General features: G+C 61.1%; 11 protein-coding genes and 5 pseudogenes. All 16 read right to left on the reverse strand.

The features are described from left to right. Positions 1-324: 324 nt before the first annotated feature. A pseudogene (gene rplP / locus KG698_RS04255) lies at positions 325-696 on the reverse strand (50S ribosomal protein L16). 161 nt (positions 697-857) lie between these two features. Further along, positions 858-1,451: pseudogene (gene rpsC / locus KG698_RS04260) on the reverse strand (30S ribosomal protein S3); the annotation flags it as partial. Positions 1,452-1,515: 64 nt separating this feature from the next. Next, positions 1,516-1,881 (reverse strand): annotated as a pseudogene (locus tag KG698_RS04265) (50S ribosomal protein L22). A gap of 3 nt (positions 1,882-1,884) precedes the next feature. Further along, positions 1,885-2,164: pseudogene (gene rpsS / locus KG698_RS04270) on the reverse strand (30S ribosomal protein S19). Positions 2,165-2,167: 3 nt separating this feature from the next. After that, on the reverse strand, positions 2,168-3,010 hold the full coding sequence (gene rplB / locus KG698_RS04275; RefSeq protein WP_213684353.1) for a 50S ribosomal protein L2: 843 nt from the start codon (positions 3,008-3,010) through the stop codon (positions 2,168-2,170). A 166-nt stretch (positions 3,011-3,176) separates the two neighbouring features. After that, a complete protein-coding gene (locus tag KG698_RS04280; RefSeq protein WP_213684354.1) occupies positions 3,177-3,473 on the reverse strand; it encodes a 50S ribosomal protein L23 in 297 nt (98 codons plus the stop codon). After that, complete coding sequence (gene rplD, locus KG698_RS04285) at positions 3,470-4,090, reverse strand: 50S ribosomal protein L4 (RefSeq protein ID WP_213684355.1); 621 nt, start codon at positions 4,088-4,090, stop codon at positions 3,470-3,472. The genes KG698_RS04280 and rplD overlap by 4 nt, the downstream gene beginning before the upstream one ends. After that, positions 4,087-4,920: a 50S ribosomal protein L3 gene (gene rplC, locus KG698_RS04290; RefSeq protein ID WP_213684356.1), complete on the reverse strand. Its 834-nt coding sequence runs from the start codon at positions 4,918-4,920 to the stop codon at positions 4,087-4,089. Before rplC ends, rplD begins: the two co-directional genes overlap by 4 nt. Positions 4,921-4,934: 14 nt before the next feature. Beyond that, positions 4,935-5,243 carry a 30S ribosomal protein S10 gene (rpsJ, locus tag KG698_RS04295; RefSeq protein ID WP_213684655.1) on the reverse strand — a complete coding sequence of 103 codons (309 nt, stop codon included), beginning with the start codon at positions 5,241-5,243 and terminating at the stop codon, positions 4,935-4,937. Between the two features lie 222 nt (positions 5,244-5,465). Further along, the gene (tuf, locus tag KG698_RS04300; protein ID WP_213684357.1) at positions 5,466-6,641 is read right to left on the reverse strand and encodes an elongation factor Tu; all 1,176 of its coding nucleotides are present in this window, start codon (positions 6,639-6,641) and stop codon (positions 5,466-5,468) included. 80 nt (positions 6,642-6,721) lie between these two features. Then, positions 6,722-8,845: an elongation factor G gene (gene fusA, locus KG698_RS04305; RefSeq protein ID WP_213684358.1), complete on the reverse strand. Its 2,124-nt coding sequence runs from the start codon at positions 8,843-8,845 to the stop codon at positions 6,722-6,724. 27 nt (positions 8,846-8,872) lie between these two features. After that, positions 8,873-9,343, reverse strand: coding sequence for a 30S ribosomal protein S7 (rpsG, locus tag KG698_RS04310; RefSeq protein WP_213684359.1), 471 nt, complete (start codon positions 9,341-9,343; stop codon positions 8,873-8,875). Positions 9,344-9,355: 12 nt separating this feature from the next. After that, a complete protein-coding gene (gene rpsL / locus KG698_RS04315) occupies positions 9,356-9,727 on the reverse strand; it encodes a 30S ribosomal protein S12 (protein ID WP_085835153.1) in 372 nt (123 codons plus the stop codon). A gap of 261 nt (positions 9,728-9,988) precedes the next feature. Continuing rightward, a complete protein-coding gene (locus KG698_RS04320; RefSeq protein ID WP_213684360.1) occupies positions 9,989-10,918 on the reverse strand; it encodes a DMT family transporter in 930 nt (309 codons plus the stop codon). Continuing rightward, entirely contained in the window at positions 10,915-11,763 is an 849-nt protein-coding gene (locus KG698_RS04325) for a glycosyltransferase (protein ID WP_213684361.1), read from the reverse strand. Before KG698_RS04325 ends, KG698_RS04320 begins: the two co-directional genes overlap by 4 nt. Positions 11,764-11,898: 135 nt before the next feature. Next, positions 11,899-16,102, reverse strand: a pseudogene (gene rpoC / locus KG698_RS04330) (DNA-directed RNA polymerase subunit beta'). Positions 16,103-16,171: the final 69 nt, after the last annotated feature.

Genomic DNA, 16,171 nt, shown 5'->3' on the forward strand with positions numbered 1-16,171 from the left:
GCGCCACGGCAGGTCGGTCAGCGACGCGTAGGAGGTGTAGCCCGGAAGCTGTTTTCCTCGCACCACTCCTGCGCCTCGTCATCCTCGGCGATGGAGGAAGCACGAGGCTTCCAACTCGTCAGCGTCCACGGCGGAGCCAAGCTCGGCCAGTTTGTGTGATGAGGCGGGTGACGAAAGCGACAGTCGTGGGCATGGGCGTGATCCTTGGCGTTTGCGTAGGGTGTGCCGTCTGGCTGCCCGGCGCAACGGGGAAAAGAAAAAGCCCCGGCGCGATTGCGTCGGAGGCTCTTTCTCTGGTGCGGCGCGTGTTTGCAGGCAAACACGCTACCTACGCGCGCGGATTGGTGTTGCCGATCCTCGCGGACGTCGGGTTTTGATCGGCAGCTTCATCGCGGCAAGGCGCAGGGCCTCTCGCGCGCGGTTTCTTCGTTCACGCCGTCGATCTCGAACATGATCCGGCCCGGCTTGGCGCCACAGGCCAGTAATCCGACCGAACCCTTACCTTTACCCATCGGACTTCACCGGCTTGGGTACGACGGGCGTATCCGGAAGATCGGGATCCACGCACCCGGCCCTGACGCTTCATGTGGCGCGTCATGGCCCGGCGGGCGGCCTGATCTGGCGGGCGGTGACCCGCTCGGGCTGGGGCATGAGGCCGAAGGTGCCAAGGTCAGGTGGATATACTTGCTTCGCGATGCAGCCTTGTGGAGCTTTGCGGAACTTTGTGCGTTTTGCGGTTCTGGCATCATCTCGCGCTCCTTACCGGTCACGGCGGGGACGTGGGCCCCCACCTTCCTGGGCTCCGCCTGACGGCGATCGCGGGCCGACGGATCATGCCTCAGGATCCTTGAAGATCAGACCTTGACCCCGATGATCCCATACGGGGTCGAAGCTTCGGACAGGGCATAATCGGTATCGGCGCGGAGCGTGTGCAGCGGCGCCCAGCCCTCGCGATGCATTCGGTCGGGCGATCACCGGCCGCCAAAGGCGGCCCGCGACGTTGACCCGGATGCCCAGGGCGCCCATGCGCATGGCGTTCTGCACCGCACGCTTCACTCGCACGACGGAACGACACCCGGCGTTCCAGCTGCTAGGCCGATGGATCTCTGCGACCAGCGCGGCGTCCAGTTCGGGCTTGCGGACCTCGACGATGTTGAAGGTGCAGTTCCTGACGCGGTCAGCGTTCGGCCAGCTTCTTGACGCAGGCCTTCGATGTCGGCGCCCTTCTTTGCCGGTGAGTCCACGCCGGGGCGGGCAATGTGTGGATCGTTGACGCGGCACTTGCGGTGCGGGCGCTCGATGATCACGCGGCTGACGCCGGACTGCTTGCGCTCTTCCTGCGGATGAACGCCGCGCTTGATCTTGAGGTCTTCCAAGCAGAGCGCTGCCGTGTTCGCGGGTGTCGTGCATACCAGCGGCTGTCCCAGGTGCGGTTGGACCTGCAGGCGCATGCCGATCGGGCTGACTTATGTTACCCATCTGGCAGTCTGCTCGGCTTGAGCGGACCTTTGATGGTCAGCTCGCTTCTGAAAACGGCTTGACTGAATCTTGCCGGAACCGGGCCACGGCGCCCGCGGGCGGCCCCGCTTCATGACCGCGGTTCTTGCCGACCCAGGCCTCTGCGACGACCAGCGCGTCGACGTCGAGGCCGTGGTTGTTCTCGGCATTGGCGATGGCGGACTGAAGGCATTTCTTCACGTCGTCAGCGCGTATCCGCTTTTCGGAGAAGGCCAGGTCGCTGCAGGGCCTTTTCGACGCTACCGTTGCCGCGGATCAACTGCAGCCAGCAGGTTCAATAGCTTCTGCGGGCTGGTCTTCAGCATGCGCAGCTATGCCATCGCCTCGTTATCCGCCACGCGGCGGGGATTTATCCTTGCCCATGGCTTATTTCCTCTTGGCTTTTTTGTCGGCCGCGTGACCGTAATAGGTCCGCGTCGGCGAGATATTCCCCGAATTTCTGGCCGATCATATCCTCGGTGACATTCACCGGCACATGCTTTTGACCATTGTAGACCCCAAAGGTGAGGCCCACGAACTGGGGCAGGATGGTGGAACGGCGCGACCAGATCTTGATGACCTCGTTGCGGCCGGATTCCCGGGCTTTCTCGGCCTTCTTGAGGACGTAAGCGTCGACAAAAGGCCCTTTCCAGACGGAACGCGACATGGATCAGCGCCCTTTCTTCTTGGCGTGACGCGAGCGGATAATCAGCTTTTGCGACGCCTTGTTCTTGTTGCGGGTACGACGACCCTTGGTGTCCTTACCCCAAGGCGTAACCGGTGTACGGCCACCCGAGGTCCGACCCTCACCACCACCATGGGGGTGATCGATCGGGTTCATCGCGACACCGCGAACGGCAGGACGCTTGCCCATATGGCGGACACGGCCCGCCTTGCCGAGGTTCTGGTTGGAATTGTCGGGGTTCGACACGGCACCGACGGTGGCCATGCATTCCTGACGGACCAGACGCAATTCGCCCGAGGACAGGCGGATCTGCGCATAGCCGCCATCGCGACCGACAAACTGGGCATAGGTGCCTGCTGCGCGCGCCATCTGGCCACCCTTGCCGGGCTTAAGCTCGATGTTGTGCACGATGGTACCGATCGGCATGCCCGAGAAAGGCATCGCATTGCCCGGCTTGATGTCGACCTTGGACCCGGCGACGACCTTATCGCCCACGCCCAAACGCTGGGGGGCAAGGATATAGGCCTGTTCGCCATCCTCATAGCGCACCAGCGCAATGAAGGCGGTACGGTTGGGATCGTATTCGATCCGCTCGACGGTTGCCGAGATATCGAACTTGGTGCGCTTGAAATCGACGATGCGATACAGACGCTTTGCGCCACCACCACGCCGGCGTGCGGTGATCCGTCCGGTATTGTTCCGGCCGCCATTTCCCGTCAGACCCTCGGTGAGGGATTTGACAGGGCGACCTTTCCAAAGCTCCGAACGGTCGATCAGCACCAGCCCGCGCTGGCCCGGCGTCGTCGGCTTATACGACTTGAGTGCCATGCTTTCTGTCTTCCGTTGCTTTGCGGGGCAGGGAGCCCCGATTTTGGTATAGGGCCCCGAAGGTCCCCGGTGGAATTCGCCGGTCAGATCGCGCGTATCGCGCCCCTACCCCGGGAAAAACACGCGGCCCCGAGTAAACCCGGAGCCGGCAAGATGCCGCGATCTATTAAAGACCGGTTGCGACGTCAATGGTGTTACCCTCTTCGAGGGTGACATAGGCCTTTTTGACATCCTTGCGGGTGCCGGGACGGCCACGGAAGCGCTTGTTCTTGCCCTTGGTGATGGTCGTGTTCACGGCCTTCACCTTGACGCCGAACAGCTCTTCGACGGCTTGCTTGATCTGCGGCTTGTTGCTGTCAATCGCCACTTCGAAAACGACGGCACCATTCTCGGATGCCATGGTCGCCTTTTCGGTGATGATCGGCTTGCGGATCACGTCGTAATGTTCTGCTTTCGCGCTCATTGCAGACGAGCCTCCAGTGCTTCGAGACCAGCGCGGGTAATCACCAGCGTGTCACGCTTCAGAATGTCATAGACGTTGGCGCCCATCGAGGGCAGCACATCGAGACCTTCGATATTGCGCGCGGCCATGACGAAGTTTTCGTCCAGCGTTGCCCCATCGATGATCAGCGTGCGCTTCCAGCCAAGGTTCTTGACCTGCTTGGCCAGTGCCGATGTCTTGGCGCTGTCCATCGCTGCGGCGTCGAGAACGACGAGGTTCCCCTCGGCGGCCTTGGCGCTCAGCGCATGCTTGAGGCCAAGCGCGCGGAACTTCTTGGGCAGATCATGCGCATGGCTGCGCGGTGTCGGGCCCTTGTAGATACCACCCTTGCGGAAGATCGGCGCATTGCGGTCACCGTGGCGTGCGCCGCCGGTGCCTTTTTGCTTGTAGATCTTCTTGGTCGAGTAGCTGGTTTCCGAGCGGGTCTTGACCTTGTGGGTGCCAGCCTGCGCCTTGTTGCGCTGCCAGCGGACCACACGGTGCAGGATGTCGGCGCGAGGTTCCAAGCCGAAGATATCTTCGCCCAGATCGACCGAGCCGGCTGTGCCGCCGTCCAGTTTGATCACGTCGAGTTTCATTCCTCACCATCCTTCTTCTCGGCCGATGCATCAGCCTCGGTGGCGTCCATCGCGGCGGCTTCTGCTTGTGCTGCGGCGGCTGCGGCGGCTTCTGCCTCGGCTACGGCTTGTGCGGCGGCGGCCTCAGCGGCGGCGGCTGCTTCGGCGGCGGCAACGGAGCGCAGCGCTGCGGGGAGCACGGCGTCATCGGGGAACGGCTTTTTCACCGCATCCTTGACGGTGACCCAACCACCCTTGGAGCCGGGGACAGCACCCTTGACCATGATCAGGCCACGGTCGCTATCGGTGCGCACAACCTGAAGGTTCTGCGTCGTCACGCGGGCAGCACCCATGTGACCGGCCATCTTCTTGCCTTTGAACACCTTGCCGGGGTCTTGACACTGACCGGTCGAACCATGCGAGCGGTGGCTGATCGACACACCGTGCGAGGCACGCAGACCGCCGAAATTGTGCCGCTTCATGGCACCGGCGAAACCCTTACCGATCGAGGTGCCCGTCACATCGACGAACTGACCTGCAAAGTAATGATCGGCGATGATTTCTTCGCCGACGGGCAGCATATTCTCGGCATCCACGCGGAACTCCACAAGCTTGCGCTTGGGGGCAACGTTTGCGGCAGCGAAATGGCCACGCATCGGCGCGGTGACGCGCTTGACCTTGGCGGTGCCCGCACCAAGCTGAACGGCGGTATAGCCGTCACGCTCGGGCGTGCGCTGTGCCACGACCTGCAGATTATCGAGTTGAAGAACGGTCACGGGCACTTGCCGTCCGTCTTCCATGAACAGCCGGGTCATGCCCAGCTTCTTGGCGATGATACCAGAGCGCAACATTGTCATTGCCCCCCTTATACCTTGATCTCGACATCCACGCCGGCGGCGAGGTCGAGCTTCATCAGCGCGTCCACCGTCTGCGGGGTCGGATCGACAATATCAAGCAGACGCTTGTGGGTACGAATCTCCCACTGGTCACGCGATTTCTTGTCGATGTGGGGGCCACGGAGAACCGTGAACTTCTCGATCTTGTTGGGAAGCGGAATCGGGCCGCGCACTTGGGCGCCGGTGCGCTTCGCAGTGTTCACGATCTCCGCTGTGGAAGCATCGAGAACCCGGAAATCGAACGCCTTAAGGCGGATCCGGATATTCTGGCTGGCAATCGCCATCTTGTTTTCCTTTCAGTTGAGAGGAGGGGGGATATCCACCCCTCGTCGAACCGGTTTCATTGATCCGGTCTTTTGACCGGTGAAGGCCGCGCAAATACAGCGCGACCTTCGATTGTTCAAGCCAAGATCTCTAGGATCAGGACCGTATCTGCGATCAGGCGAGGATCTTCGACAAACCCCTTTGGGCGCGTCGGGTGATCCTTGCCCGATCTGCGATCAGGCGAGGATCTTCGACACGACGCCTGCGCCGACGGTGCGGCCGCCTTCGCGGATCGCGAAGCGCAGGCCGTCTTCCATCGCGATGGGCGCGATCAGCTCGACCGTGAACTTCAGGTTGTCGCCGGGCATCACCATCTCGGTGCCGGCGGGCAACTCAACCGTGCCGGTCACATCCGTCGTGCGGAAGTAGAACTGCGGGCGGTAGTTCGCAAAGAACGGCGTGTGACGGCCACCCTCTTCCTTGGTCAAGATATAGGCCTCGGCCTCGAACTTGGTGTGCGGCTTGACCGAGCCGGGCTTGCACAGCACTTGGCCGCGCTCAACCGCCTCACGGTCGATCCCGCGCAAGAGCGCGCCGATGTTGTCGCCCGCCTCACCACGATCCAAGAGCTTGCGGAACATCTCAACACCCGTGCAGGTCGTCTTCTGCGTCGTGCGGATACCCACGATCTCAAGTTCGTCGCCCACGTTCACAACACCGCGCTCAACGCGGCCGGTCACAACCGTGCCACGGCCCGAGATCGAGAACACATCTTCAATCGGCATCAAGAAGGGCTTGTCCACCGCGCGGGTCGGCGTCGGGATGTAGCTGTCAACCGCTTCCATCAGCGCGCGGATCGAGCTCTCGCCGATCTCGGGCTGCGTGCCGTTCATCGCATGCAGCGCCGAACCCTTGACGATTGGAATATCGTCGCCGGGGTAATCATACGAGGTCAGAAGCTCGCGCACTTCCATCTCGACGAGCTCCAAAAGCTCTTCGTCGTCAACCTGGTCGACCTTGTTGAGGTACACAACCATGAAGGGGATGCCCACCTGACGGCCAAGCAAGATATGCTCGCGCGTCTGCGGCATCGGGCCGTCGGCCGCGTTCACCACCAAGATCGCGCCGTCCATCTGCGCCGCACCGGTGATCATGTTCTTCACATAATCCGCGTGGCCGGGGCAATCGACATGGGCGTAGTGACGCGCTTCGGTCTCGTATTCCACATGCGCCGTCGAGATCGTGATCCCGCGCGCCTTCTCTTCCGGCGCGCCGTCGATCTGGTCATAGGCACGGAATTCGCCAAAATACTTCGTAATCGCCGCCGTCAGCGTCGTCTTGCCATGGTCCACGTGACCAATCGTGCCGATGTTCACATGCGGCTTGTTACGTTCAAACTTTGCCTTTGCCATGATGGCCTCCTTAACGGGTCGATGGGGCAACGCCCCACCCTACGGTGGTGGGTAGGGCGGGTTTGACCCCGCCGCCCCGGTTATGCGTATTTCGCTTGGATCTCTTCCGAGATGTTGTGCGGAACCGGCTCGTAATGGTCGAACAGCATCGTGAACTGCGCGCGGCCCGAAGACATGGAGCGCAGCGTGTTGATGTAGCCGAACATGTTGGCCAGCGGAACGAAAGCGTTGATCACATTCGCGTTGCCGCGGCTTTCTTGGCCGGTCACTTGACCACGACGCGAGGTCAGGTCGCCGATGATGCCGCCGGTGTAATCCTCGGGCGTCACCACTTCGACCTTCATGATCGGCTCGAGCAGCTTGGCCCCTGCCCGCTTCAGACCTTCGCGCATGCCCATGCGGGCGGCGATCTCAAAAGCGAGAACCGAGGAGTCCACATCGTGGAACTTACCATCCAAGAGCGCGACCTTGAAATCGATCACGGGGAAGCCCGCAAGCGGACCGCTGTCCATGACCGACTTGATGCCCTTTTCGACGCCGGGGATGTATTCCTTGGGAACCGCGCCACCCACGATACGGGATTCGAAGGTGTAGCCTTCGCCCGGTTCGGTCGGCGAGATTTCCAGCTTGACCTCGGCGTACTGACCAGACCCACCCGACTGTTTCTTGTGGGTATAGGTATGTTCGATCTTTTGGCCGATGGTCTCGCGATAGGCCACCTGCGGCGCACCGATATTCGCCTCGACCTTGAATTCACGACGCAGGCGGTCGATCAGGATGTCGAGGTGAAGTTCGCCCATGCCACGCATGATGGTCTGGCCGGATTCGATGTCGGTTTCCACGCGGAACGAGGGATCTTCGGCCGCCAAACGCTGCAGGCCGAGCGACATTTTCTCTTGGTCGGCTTTGGTCTTGGGCTCGACCGCAATCTCGATCACCGGATCGGGGAAGGTCATGGTTTCCAAGACCACCGGATGGGCCGGATCACACAGCGTGTCGCCGGTGGTGGTGTCTTTCAGACCCGCAAGCGCGATGATGTCGCCGGCAAATGCCTCGGCGATTTCTTCTTGCTTGTTGGCATGCATCATCACCATGCGGCCGATCCGCTCGCGCTTGCCCTTGGTCGCGTTCAGAAGCTGGTCGCCCTTCTTCATCTGGCCCGAGTAGATACGGGTGAAGGTGAGCGTGCCCATGAACGGGTCGTTCATGATCTTGAACGCCAGACCGGCGAAGGGCTGTGCATCTTCTGCCGAGCGCGCGATGTTGCGGGTTTCCGTCTCATCGCCCGGTGCAAAGCCCATATAGGCCGGCACATCAAGCGGACCGGGAAGGTAATCGACCACAGCGTTGAGAAGCGGCTGAACACCCTTGTTCTTGAAGGCAGAGCCGCCAAGGACAGGCACGAAGGTCATCGACAAGCAACCCTTGCGGATCAGCTTGCGCAGCGCCGGGACGTCGGGCTCTTGGCCTTCGAGATAGGCCTCCATCGCCGCGTCATCCATTTCGACCGCATTCTCGATCAGAACGGAGCGCCACTCATCGGCGAGGTCTTGCAACTCGGCACGGATAGGCTGACGCGTCCAAGATGCGCCCAGATCTTCACCTTCCCAGACCCATTCTTCCATGGTCACGAGATCAACGATACCTTCGAGCTGATCTTCGGCACCGATTGGGAAGTTCACGGGAACAGGTGTCGCACCTGTGCGGTCTTTGATCATCTTCACGCATTTGAAGTAGTCAGCGCCGATCTTGTCCATCTTGTTGACAAAGACCATGCGCGGCACCTTGTAGCGGTCAGCCTGACGCCACACGGTTTCGGTCTGAGGCTCGACACCGGCGTTGGCGTCAAGCAGAGCGACCGCGCCGTCAAGAACCGCCAGCGAACGCTCGACTTCGATGGTGAAGTCCACGTGGCCGGGGGTGTCGATGATGTTGAAGCGCACCTTGGTATCCGAGGTGCCTTCGGCGGTCGGGTCTTCTTGCCACTGCCAAAAGGTCGTGGTCGCAGCAGAGGTGATGGTGATCCCGCGCTCTTGCTCTTGCTCCATCCAGTCCATGGTAGCTGCGCCATCATGGACTTCGCCGATCTTGTGAGACCGACCAGTGTAATACAGGATACGTTCTGTCGTTGTGGTTTTGCCCGCGTCAATATGGGCCATAATCCCAAAGTTGCGGTAGCGCTCCAGCGGATATTCGCGTGCCATCTGGTGGTCCTCAGGCTAGAATTAAAATTACCAACGGTAGTGGCTAAACGCTTTGTTGGCGTCTGCCATCTTGTGGGTGTCTTCACGTTTCTTCACGGCTGCGCCGCGCGCATTGACCGCATCCACCAATTCGCCAGCAAGGCGCTCTTCCATGGTGTTCTCGTTGCGGGCGCGGGCCGCGTTGATCAGCCAGCGGATTGCAAGGGCTTCACGGCGCTCAGGGCGCACTTCAACAGGCACCTGGTATGTCGCACCACCGACGCGGCGCGACCGCACTTCGACGGCGGGCTTCACGTTGTCGAGCGCTTCGTGGAACACTTCCACCGGCGCGCGCTTGAGCTTGGCCTCGACCCGCTCGAACGCGTTGTAGACGATGCGTTCTGCGACCGATTTCTTGCCATCGATCATCAGGTTATTCATGAACTTGGTCAGGACCGTATCGCCGAACTTGGCATCGGGCAGGACCTGGCGCTTTTCAGCGGCGTGACGACGGGACATCTTTCGATCCTCTTACTTGGGGCGCTTCGCGCCGTATTTCGAACGACGCTGGCGGCGATCCTTGACGCCCTGCGTGTCGAGAACACCGCGAAGGATGTGGTAGCGCACGCCGGGAAGGTCCTTCACCCGGCCGCCACGGATCAGGACAACCGAGTGTTCCTGAAGGTTGTGGCTTTCACCCGGAATGTAGCTGATGACCTCGAACCCGTTGGTCAGGCGCACCTTGGCGACTTTCCGCATGGCCGAGTTCGGCTTTTTCGGCGTGGTGGTGTAGACGCGCGTGCATACGCCGCGTTTCTGCGGGCAGGACTCCAGGTGCTGGGACTTGGAGCGTTTCACTTTGGGCTGCCGCGGCTTGCGGATCAGCTGTTGAATCGTCGGCATTCGGTTCCCCGTCTTGCTCTCTCATGTCGGCGGCATTTCCACGCGATGCGCGAAAACACCAAAGCCGCAAGCATCCCTTCCCTACCTGGAGGACGCTGCGGTGGAAGTTTCAGAGGATCGGGGCACATCAAAGGCCCGGATCATGACCACTACAAATCTGTATTAGGCAAGGCGTTACCCCTGCCGAGTGAGCGGGCTATAGGGGGAGTCGGAGCGGGTGTCAACCGCGCCCGGCATTGCCACCAAAACAGGCGCAAATCATCACCCATGCGGTGCCCCCGGCGTTGTTGCGGCCTTGGCCGCGCTGCGACGGTTGGCGCGCGCGACCATCCGTTCGCGCAAAAGCGTGAAGATCCCCGTGCCCACCACGATCACCCCGCCGATCAGGGCTAAGGCATTGGGAAACTCATCAAACACCACCAAGCCAAGGATCAGCGCAAAGATGAGCGAGGTATAGCGGAAGGGCGAGACAAAGCCGACCTCGCCCACGCGCATCACCATGATGCCAAAGACATAGCCGCCGATGATCAGCACCGCCGCCGCCGCGATCAGCGCCGCCTCGCGCAGATCAAGCGCGACCCATGGCGTGAATAGCGATAGCACGCCGCCCACAAGGCAGACCGCCCCTGCAGTCAAAACCGCGACTGTCATCGTCGGCACCGCGGGGCTAAAGGCGCGGGTGAACAAATCGCGTGCGGTGATGACCAAGACCGACAACAACACCAACAGCGACCAGATATTAAAGCCATCGGTGCCGGGCTGCACGATCAACAAGACCCCCACAAAGCCGATGCAGATCGCCAATAAGCGCCGCCAACCGACCGGGTCGCCAAAGACAAGCGCCGCCCCCAAGGTCACCACCAAGGGGAGTGCTGCAAGGATCGCGGTTGCATTGGCGATCGCCATATTGGTCAAGGCCAAGGTAAATGTCACCATCGCCGCGATCTCGGCCAAGGTGCGCCCAGCGATCAAGGGGCGGTCGCGGCGCGGCCAAGCGGGGCGCAGGCCAATGGTCATCTGCACGAACAAGGCCAACAGAACCGTGGTGCCAAACCCGCGCAGAAAGATGACCTGAAACAGCGGCACGGTCTCGGCCACCAGCTTGACGCAGGCATCGTTGAGCGTGAAGGCCGCCATCGACAGCGTCATGTATAGCGCGCCCCGCAAATTGGGGCTGAGCGGTGTGCTCATGTTGCGTCATCCGGCGCTTGCTGCATCATCGACTGGAGTTTCCACGGCAACAGGCCAAAGCGGCCCTTGAGCAGTTTATGGGCCTGCGCCGTAGCAAGCGGGCGTGCGTCGGGCGGGATGGCGCGGCCACTGTCATTATGCCCATGCAAGGTGCGCAGGAACATAAAGGCGTTTGGATCGCTCCAACAGCGCACTTGGCTGGCCAAGCGACGGTGGTTCCAGCGGTAGATATTGGTCATCGCATCAGGGGTGGTGATCATCGCTGCGGCAAGGCCAAGCGGCTCTTTCTCGGCATAGTCCCAAAACTGCGTCTCCTCTGGGCGGGCCATGTCCCAATAGATGCCGCGATGAAAACAGATCGCGACGGGGGTTTTTTCATCGGCCCATCCCATCGTGAGGAGTTGGTCGGCAATCTCGCGGGTGCGCGCGATATAGTCGATGGCGACCGCGTCATCATCATCGATGCGAAAACCCGTGATATAGGTCGCGGTGCCATTCCATCCCCGGCGAAAGGCGCGCCGGGTGGAATTGAGCGGCCCCGCTGCTGCGAGCGTGCAAAGTTCGAGAAACGGATATTGCGCCATCAGCCCCTTCAGGCGCTTGCGCCAACGCAAGGGCATGGTGTCGCCTGTCAACACAACGAGGACAAAATCCTGATCGGTTTGCGCGGCCAGCGACGGCAGGCAGATATTCTCGAAATAGGCAAAGCGGCGCTGCATGCGTGCCGTGTCGTAAAGGACGCGCGCGGCTTGCTCGGCATCTTGGGTTTGCGCCTGAAAACCGCCATCCCCGAGATAGGAGAAGCGGCAGACGCCGACAATCTGGTTATCTTTACGCGTGGGCATGGCGTCGATCTGCTACGTTGTTGCGCCAAAGGTTAGGTCAAAGCGGCGCGCAGCGAAACACCCCTTGCACCCGCCACAAAAGAAAACGCCCCACCGAAAACGGCGGGGCGCTGCTTTGCTTGTGCGGGACCGGAATTATTCGGTCTCGTCGCCCGTTTCCATGACCGGGGCGGCAAGGGCCGCTGCGGCGGCCGCTTCGGCGCGGGCGGCTTCGATCACGGTCATGTCGCGGGCCTTGGCGATCCGCTCGACACGCTGGGTGGCACCACCGGTGCCCGCCGGGATCAGGCGGCCCACGATGACGTTCTCCTTGAGGCCCACGAGCTTGTCGACCTTGCCCTGAACCGAAGCCTCGGTCAGCACGCGGGTCGTCTCTTGGAAGGAGGCGGCCGAGATGAAGCTGCGGGTTTGCAAGCTTGCCTTGGTGATCCCCAGCAAGATCGGCTGCGCCTCTGCCGGGCGGCGGCCATCGGCCTCTGCCTTGGCATTCATCGCTTCCAGCTCGGCCTTGTCCACATGCTCGCCCTTGAGCAGCGTGGTCTCGCCGCTTTCGAGGATTTCCCACTTCTGGAGCATCTGGCGCACGATCACTTCGATGTGCTTGTCGTTGATCTTCACGCCCTGCAGGCGATAGACCTCTTGCACCTCGTTGATCATGTACACGGCCAAGGCCTCGACACCCATGATGGCGAGAATGTCATGGGGCGCAGGGTTGCCATCCATGATGTAGTCGCCCTTTTGGACGAAGTCGCCCTCGGCCACGGGGATGTGCTTGCCCTTGGGCACCATGTATTCCACAGGCTCAAGGCTTTCATCGGTCGGCACGATGGTGATCCGGCGCTTGTTCTTGAAGTCGCGGCCGAATTTCACATAGCCGTCGATTTCGGCGATGATGGCGTGATCCTTGGGGCGGCGGGCTTCGAACAATTCCGCCACGCGGGGAAGACCCCCGGTGATGTCCTTGGTCTTGGCACCTTCGCGCGGGATACGCGCCACGACTTCACCGGCTTGGATGGTCTGACCATCCTCGACCGACAAGATCGCATCGACCGACATCGTGTAGGTCACGGGGTTACCCACGTCGTTACGCACCGGCTGGCCTTCGGCATCGACGATCAAGATCTCGGGCTTGAGCTCATTGCCCTTGGGCGCTGTGCGCCAATCGGACACGATCTTTTGCGTCATGCCGGTGGCATCGTCGGTCTCGTCACGGATCGAAACACCCGAGGTCAGATCGACGAATTTCACCGTCCCCGATTTCTCGGCGATGATCGGCAAAGTATAGGGGTCCCATTCGAACAGGCGATCACCACGCGCCGACCTTTTGGCCCTCGGCGACATGCACCTTGGTGCCATAGCCCAGCTTAAAGCTGGCGCGTTCGGCGCCATGCTCATCGCTGATGACAAGCTGCATGTTGCGGCCCATCACAACCTGTTCGCCTGCGGGGTTCTTGAGCAAGGTGGGGTTGGCGAAGTGGACGATACCCTCGACGTTCACCTCTTGGAAGGATTGCTGCGCACCTTGGGCAACGCCGCCGATGTGGAAGGTCCGCATCGTCAGCTGTGTGCCGGGCTCACCGATCGACTGGGCGGCGATGATGCCGACCGCCTCGCCGGTGTTGACGCGCGTGCCGCGTGCAAGGTCACGACCATAGCACGAGGCGCACACACCCTCTTCGGCCTCACAGGTCAGCGGGCTACGGATCTTGCACGTCACGACGCCTGCGGCTTCCACCGCATCGGCGCGACGCTCATCGATCATCTCACCACGGGCAACGATCACCTCATCGGTGCCGGGGACGCAGATATCCTCGCCCGCGGTGCGGCCCAAGATACGCTCGGCCAGCGAGGCCACGACCTCACCGTCATTGACGGCGGCGGATGCGGTGATGACGTTCTCGGTGCCGCAATCTTCCATCCGGATGATGCAGTCTTGCGCCACATCGACCAGACGCCGGGTCAGATAGCCCGAGTTCGCGGTCTTGAGCGCCGTATCGGACAGACCTTTGCGCGCGCCGTGGGTCGAGTTGAAGTATTCAAGAACGGTCAGACCTTCCTTGAAGTTCGAGATGATCGGCGTCTCGATGATCTCGCCCGAGGGCTTGGCCATCAGGCCACGCATGCCGCCCAGCTGCTTCATCTGGGTGACCGAACCCCGCGCGCCCGAATGGGCCATCATATAGACGGAGTTGGGTTCCAACTCAGAGCCGTTCTCGTCGAACTTCTTGGCCGAGATGGTATCCATCATCGCATCGGTGACCTTGTCGTTGGCTTTCGACCAGGCATCGATGACCTTGTTGTACTTTTCACCCTGGGTGATCAGGCCGTCCATATACTGCTGTTCGAATTCCTTGACCTGATCGCGGGTCTCATCGACCAGCGCCCATTTGGTATCGGGAACGACCATGTCGTCCTTGCCAAAGGAGATCCCGGCCTTGAACGCCTCGCGGAAGCCCATGCCCATGATCTGGTCGCAGAAAATGACCGACTCTTTCTGACCGCAATAGCGGTACACATTGTCGATGACCTGCTGCACCTCTTTCTTGCGCAACAAGCGATTGACCAGATCAAAGGGCGCCTTGGCGTTGAGCGGCAAAAGATCGCCCAAAAGCGCGCGGCCAGCGGTGGTGTCGAAACGCACCCACACCTCGTTGCCCTCTTCGTCGATCTGCTTGATGCGGGCCTTGATGCGCGCATGCAGATGCAATTCGCCGGCGTCGAGCGCGTGACGGATTTCATCGACATCAGAGAAGATCATATCCTGACCCTTCATCCCCTCACGCTCGAGCGTGACGTAATAAAGGCCAAGGATCATATCCTGCGACGGCACGATAATCGGCGCACCGTTGGCAGGCGACAGAACGTTGTTGGTCGACATCATCAAGACGCGCGCTTCGAGCTGGGCCTCAAGGCTCAGCGGTACGTGCACGGCCATCTGGTCGCCGTCGAAATCGGCGTTGAAAGCCGAGCAGACCAGCGGGTGAAGCTGGATCGCCTTACCCTCGATCAGCACGGGCTCAAACGCTTGGATGCCCAAACGGTGCAGCGTCGGCGCGCGGTTGAGAAGCACGGGGTGTTCGCGGATCACCTCATCGAGGATATCCCACACCTCGGGGCGTTCTTTTTCCACCAGCTTCTTGGCTTGCTTGACGGTCGAAGACAGACCCTTGGCCTCGAGCCGCGAGTAGATGAAGGGCTTGAACAGTTCGAGCGCCATCTTCTTGGGCAAACCGCACTGGTGCAGTTTCAACTCGGGGCCGGTCACGATCACTGAGCGGCCCGAGAAGTCGACGCGCTTGCCGAGCAAGTTCTGGCGGAAGCGGCCCTGCTTGCCCTTGAGCATATCCGAGAGCGATTTCAGCGGGCGCTTGTTGGCACCCGTGATCACGCGGCCACGACGGCCATTGTCGAACAGTGCATCGACCGCTTCTTGCAGCATCCGCTTTTCGTTGCGCACGATGATATCGGGCGCGCGCAATTCGATCAGCCGCTTGAGGCGGTTGTTCCGGTTGATCACGCGGCGATAAAGATCGTTGAGATCCGAGGTCGCGAAACGGCCACCATCAAGCGGCACCAGCGGGCGCAGTTCGGGCGGGATCACGGGGATCACGGTCAGCACCATCCACTCGGGGCGGTTGCCGGATTCAAGGAAGCTTTCGACGATCTTCAGGCGCTTGATGATCTTCTTGGGCTTCAACTCACCCGTGGCTTCTTTCAGCTCTGCGCGCAGGGTGTTGGCCTCGGCCTCGAGGTCGATATTGGCCAGCATCTCGCGGATCGCTTCGGCACCGATATTGGCGCTGAACGCATCCGAGCCATAGGCGTCTTGCGCGTCGAGGAATTCCTCTTCGCTCATCAACTGGCCATAGGACAGATCGGTCAGGCCCGGCTCGATCACCACGTAGTTCTCGAAATAGAGAATCCGCTCCAGATCGCGCAGCGTCATGTCGAGCATCAGGCCGATCCGGGAGGGAAGCGACTTGAGAAACCAGATATGGGCAACGGGCGCGGCCAGTTCGATATGGCCCATACGCTCGCGGCGGACCTTTTGCAGGGTCACTTCCACGCCGCACTTCTCGCAGACGACGCCGCGATACTTCATCCGCTTATATTTGCCGCACAGGCATTCGTAATCCTTGATCGGCCCAAAGATGCGGGCGCAGAACAGGCCGTCGCGCTCGGGCTTGAAGGTGCGGTAGTTGATGGTTTCGGGCTTTTTGATCTCGCCGAAGGACCAGCTGAGGATGCGCTCTGGCGATGCCAGCGAGACCTTGATCTCGTCAAAGGCCTTGGGCGGCGTCAGCGGGTTGAACGGGTTGTTCGTGAGTTCCTGGTTCATTTTGATACCTCGAAATCGGGCGGGAGGGGGAGACAGAGAGGGAGGTGGGTTTCACCCACCCTACGTCGT

It is taken from the genome of Roseicyclus sp. (assembly GCF_018402035.1).
GTDB lineage: Bacteria > Pseudomonadota > Alphaproteobacteria > Rhodobacterales > Rhodobacteraceae > Roseicyclus.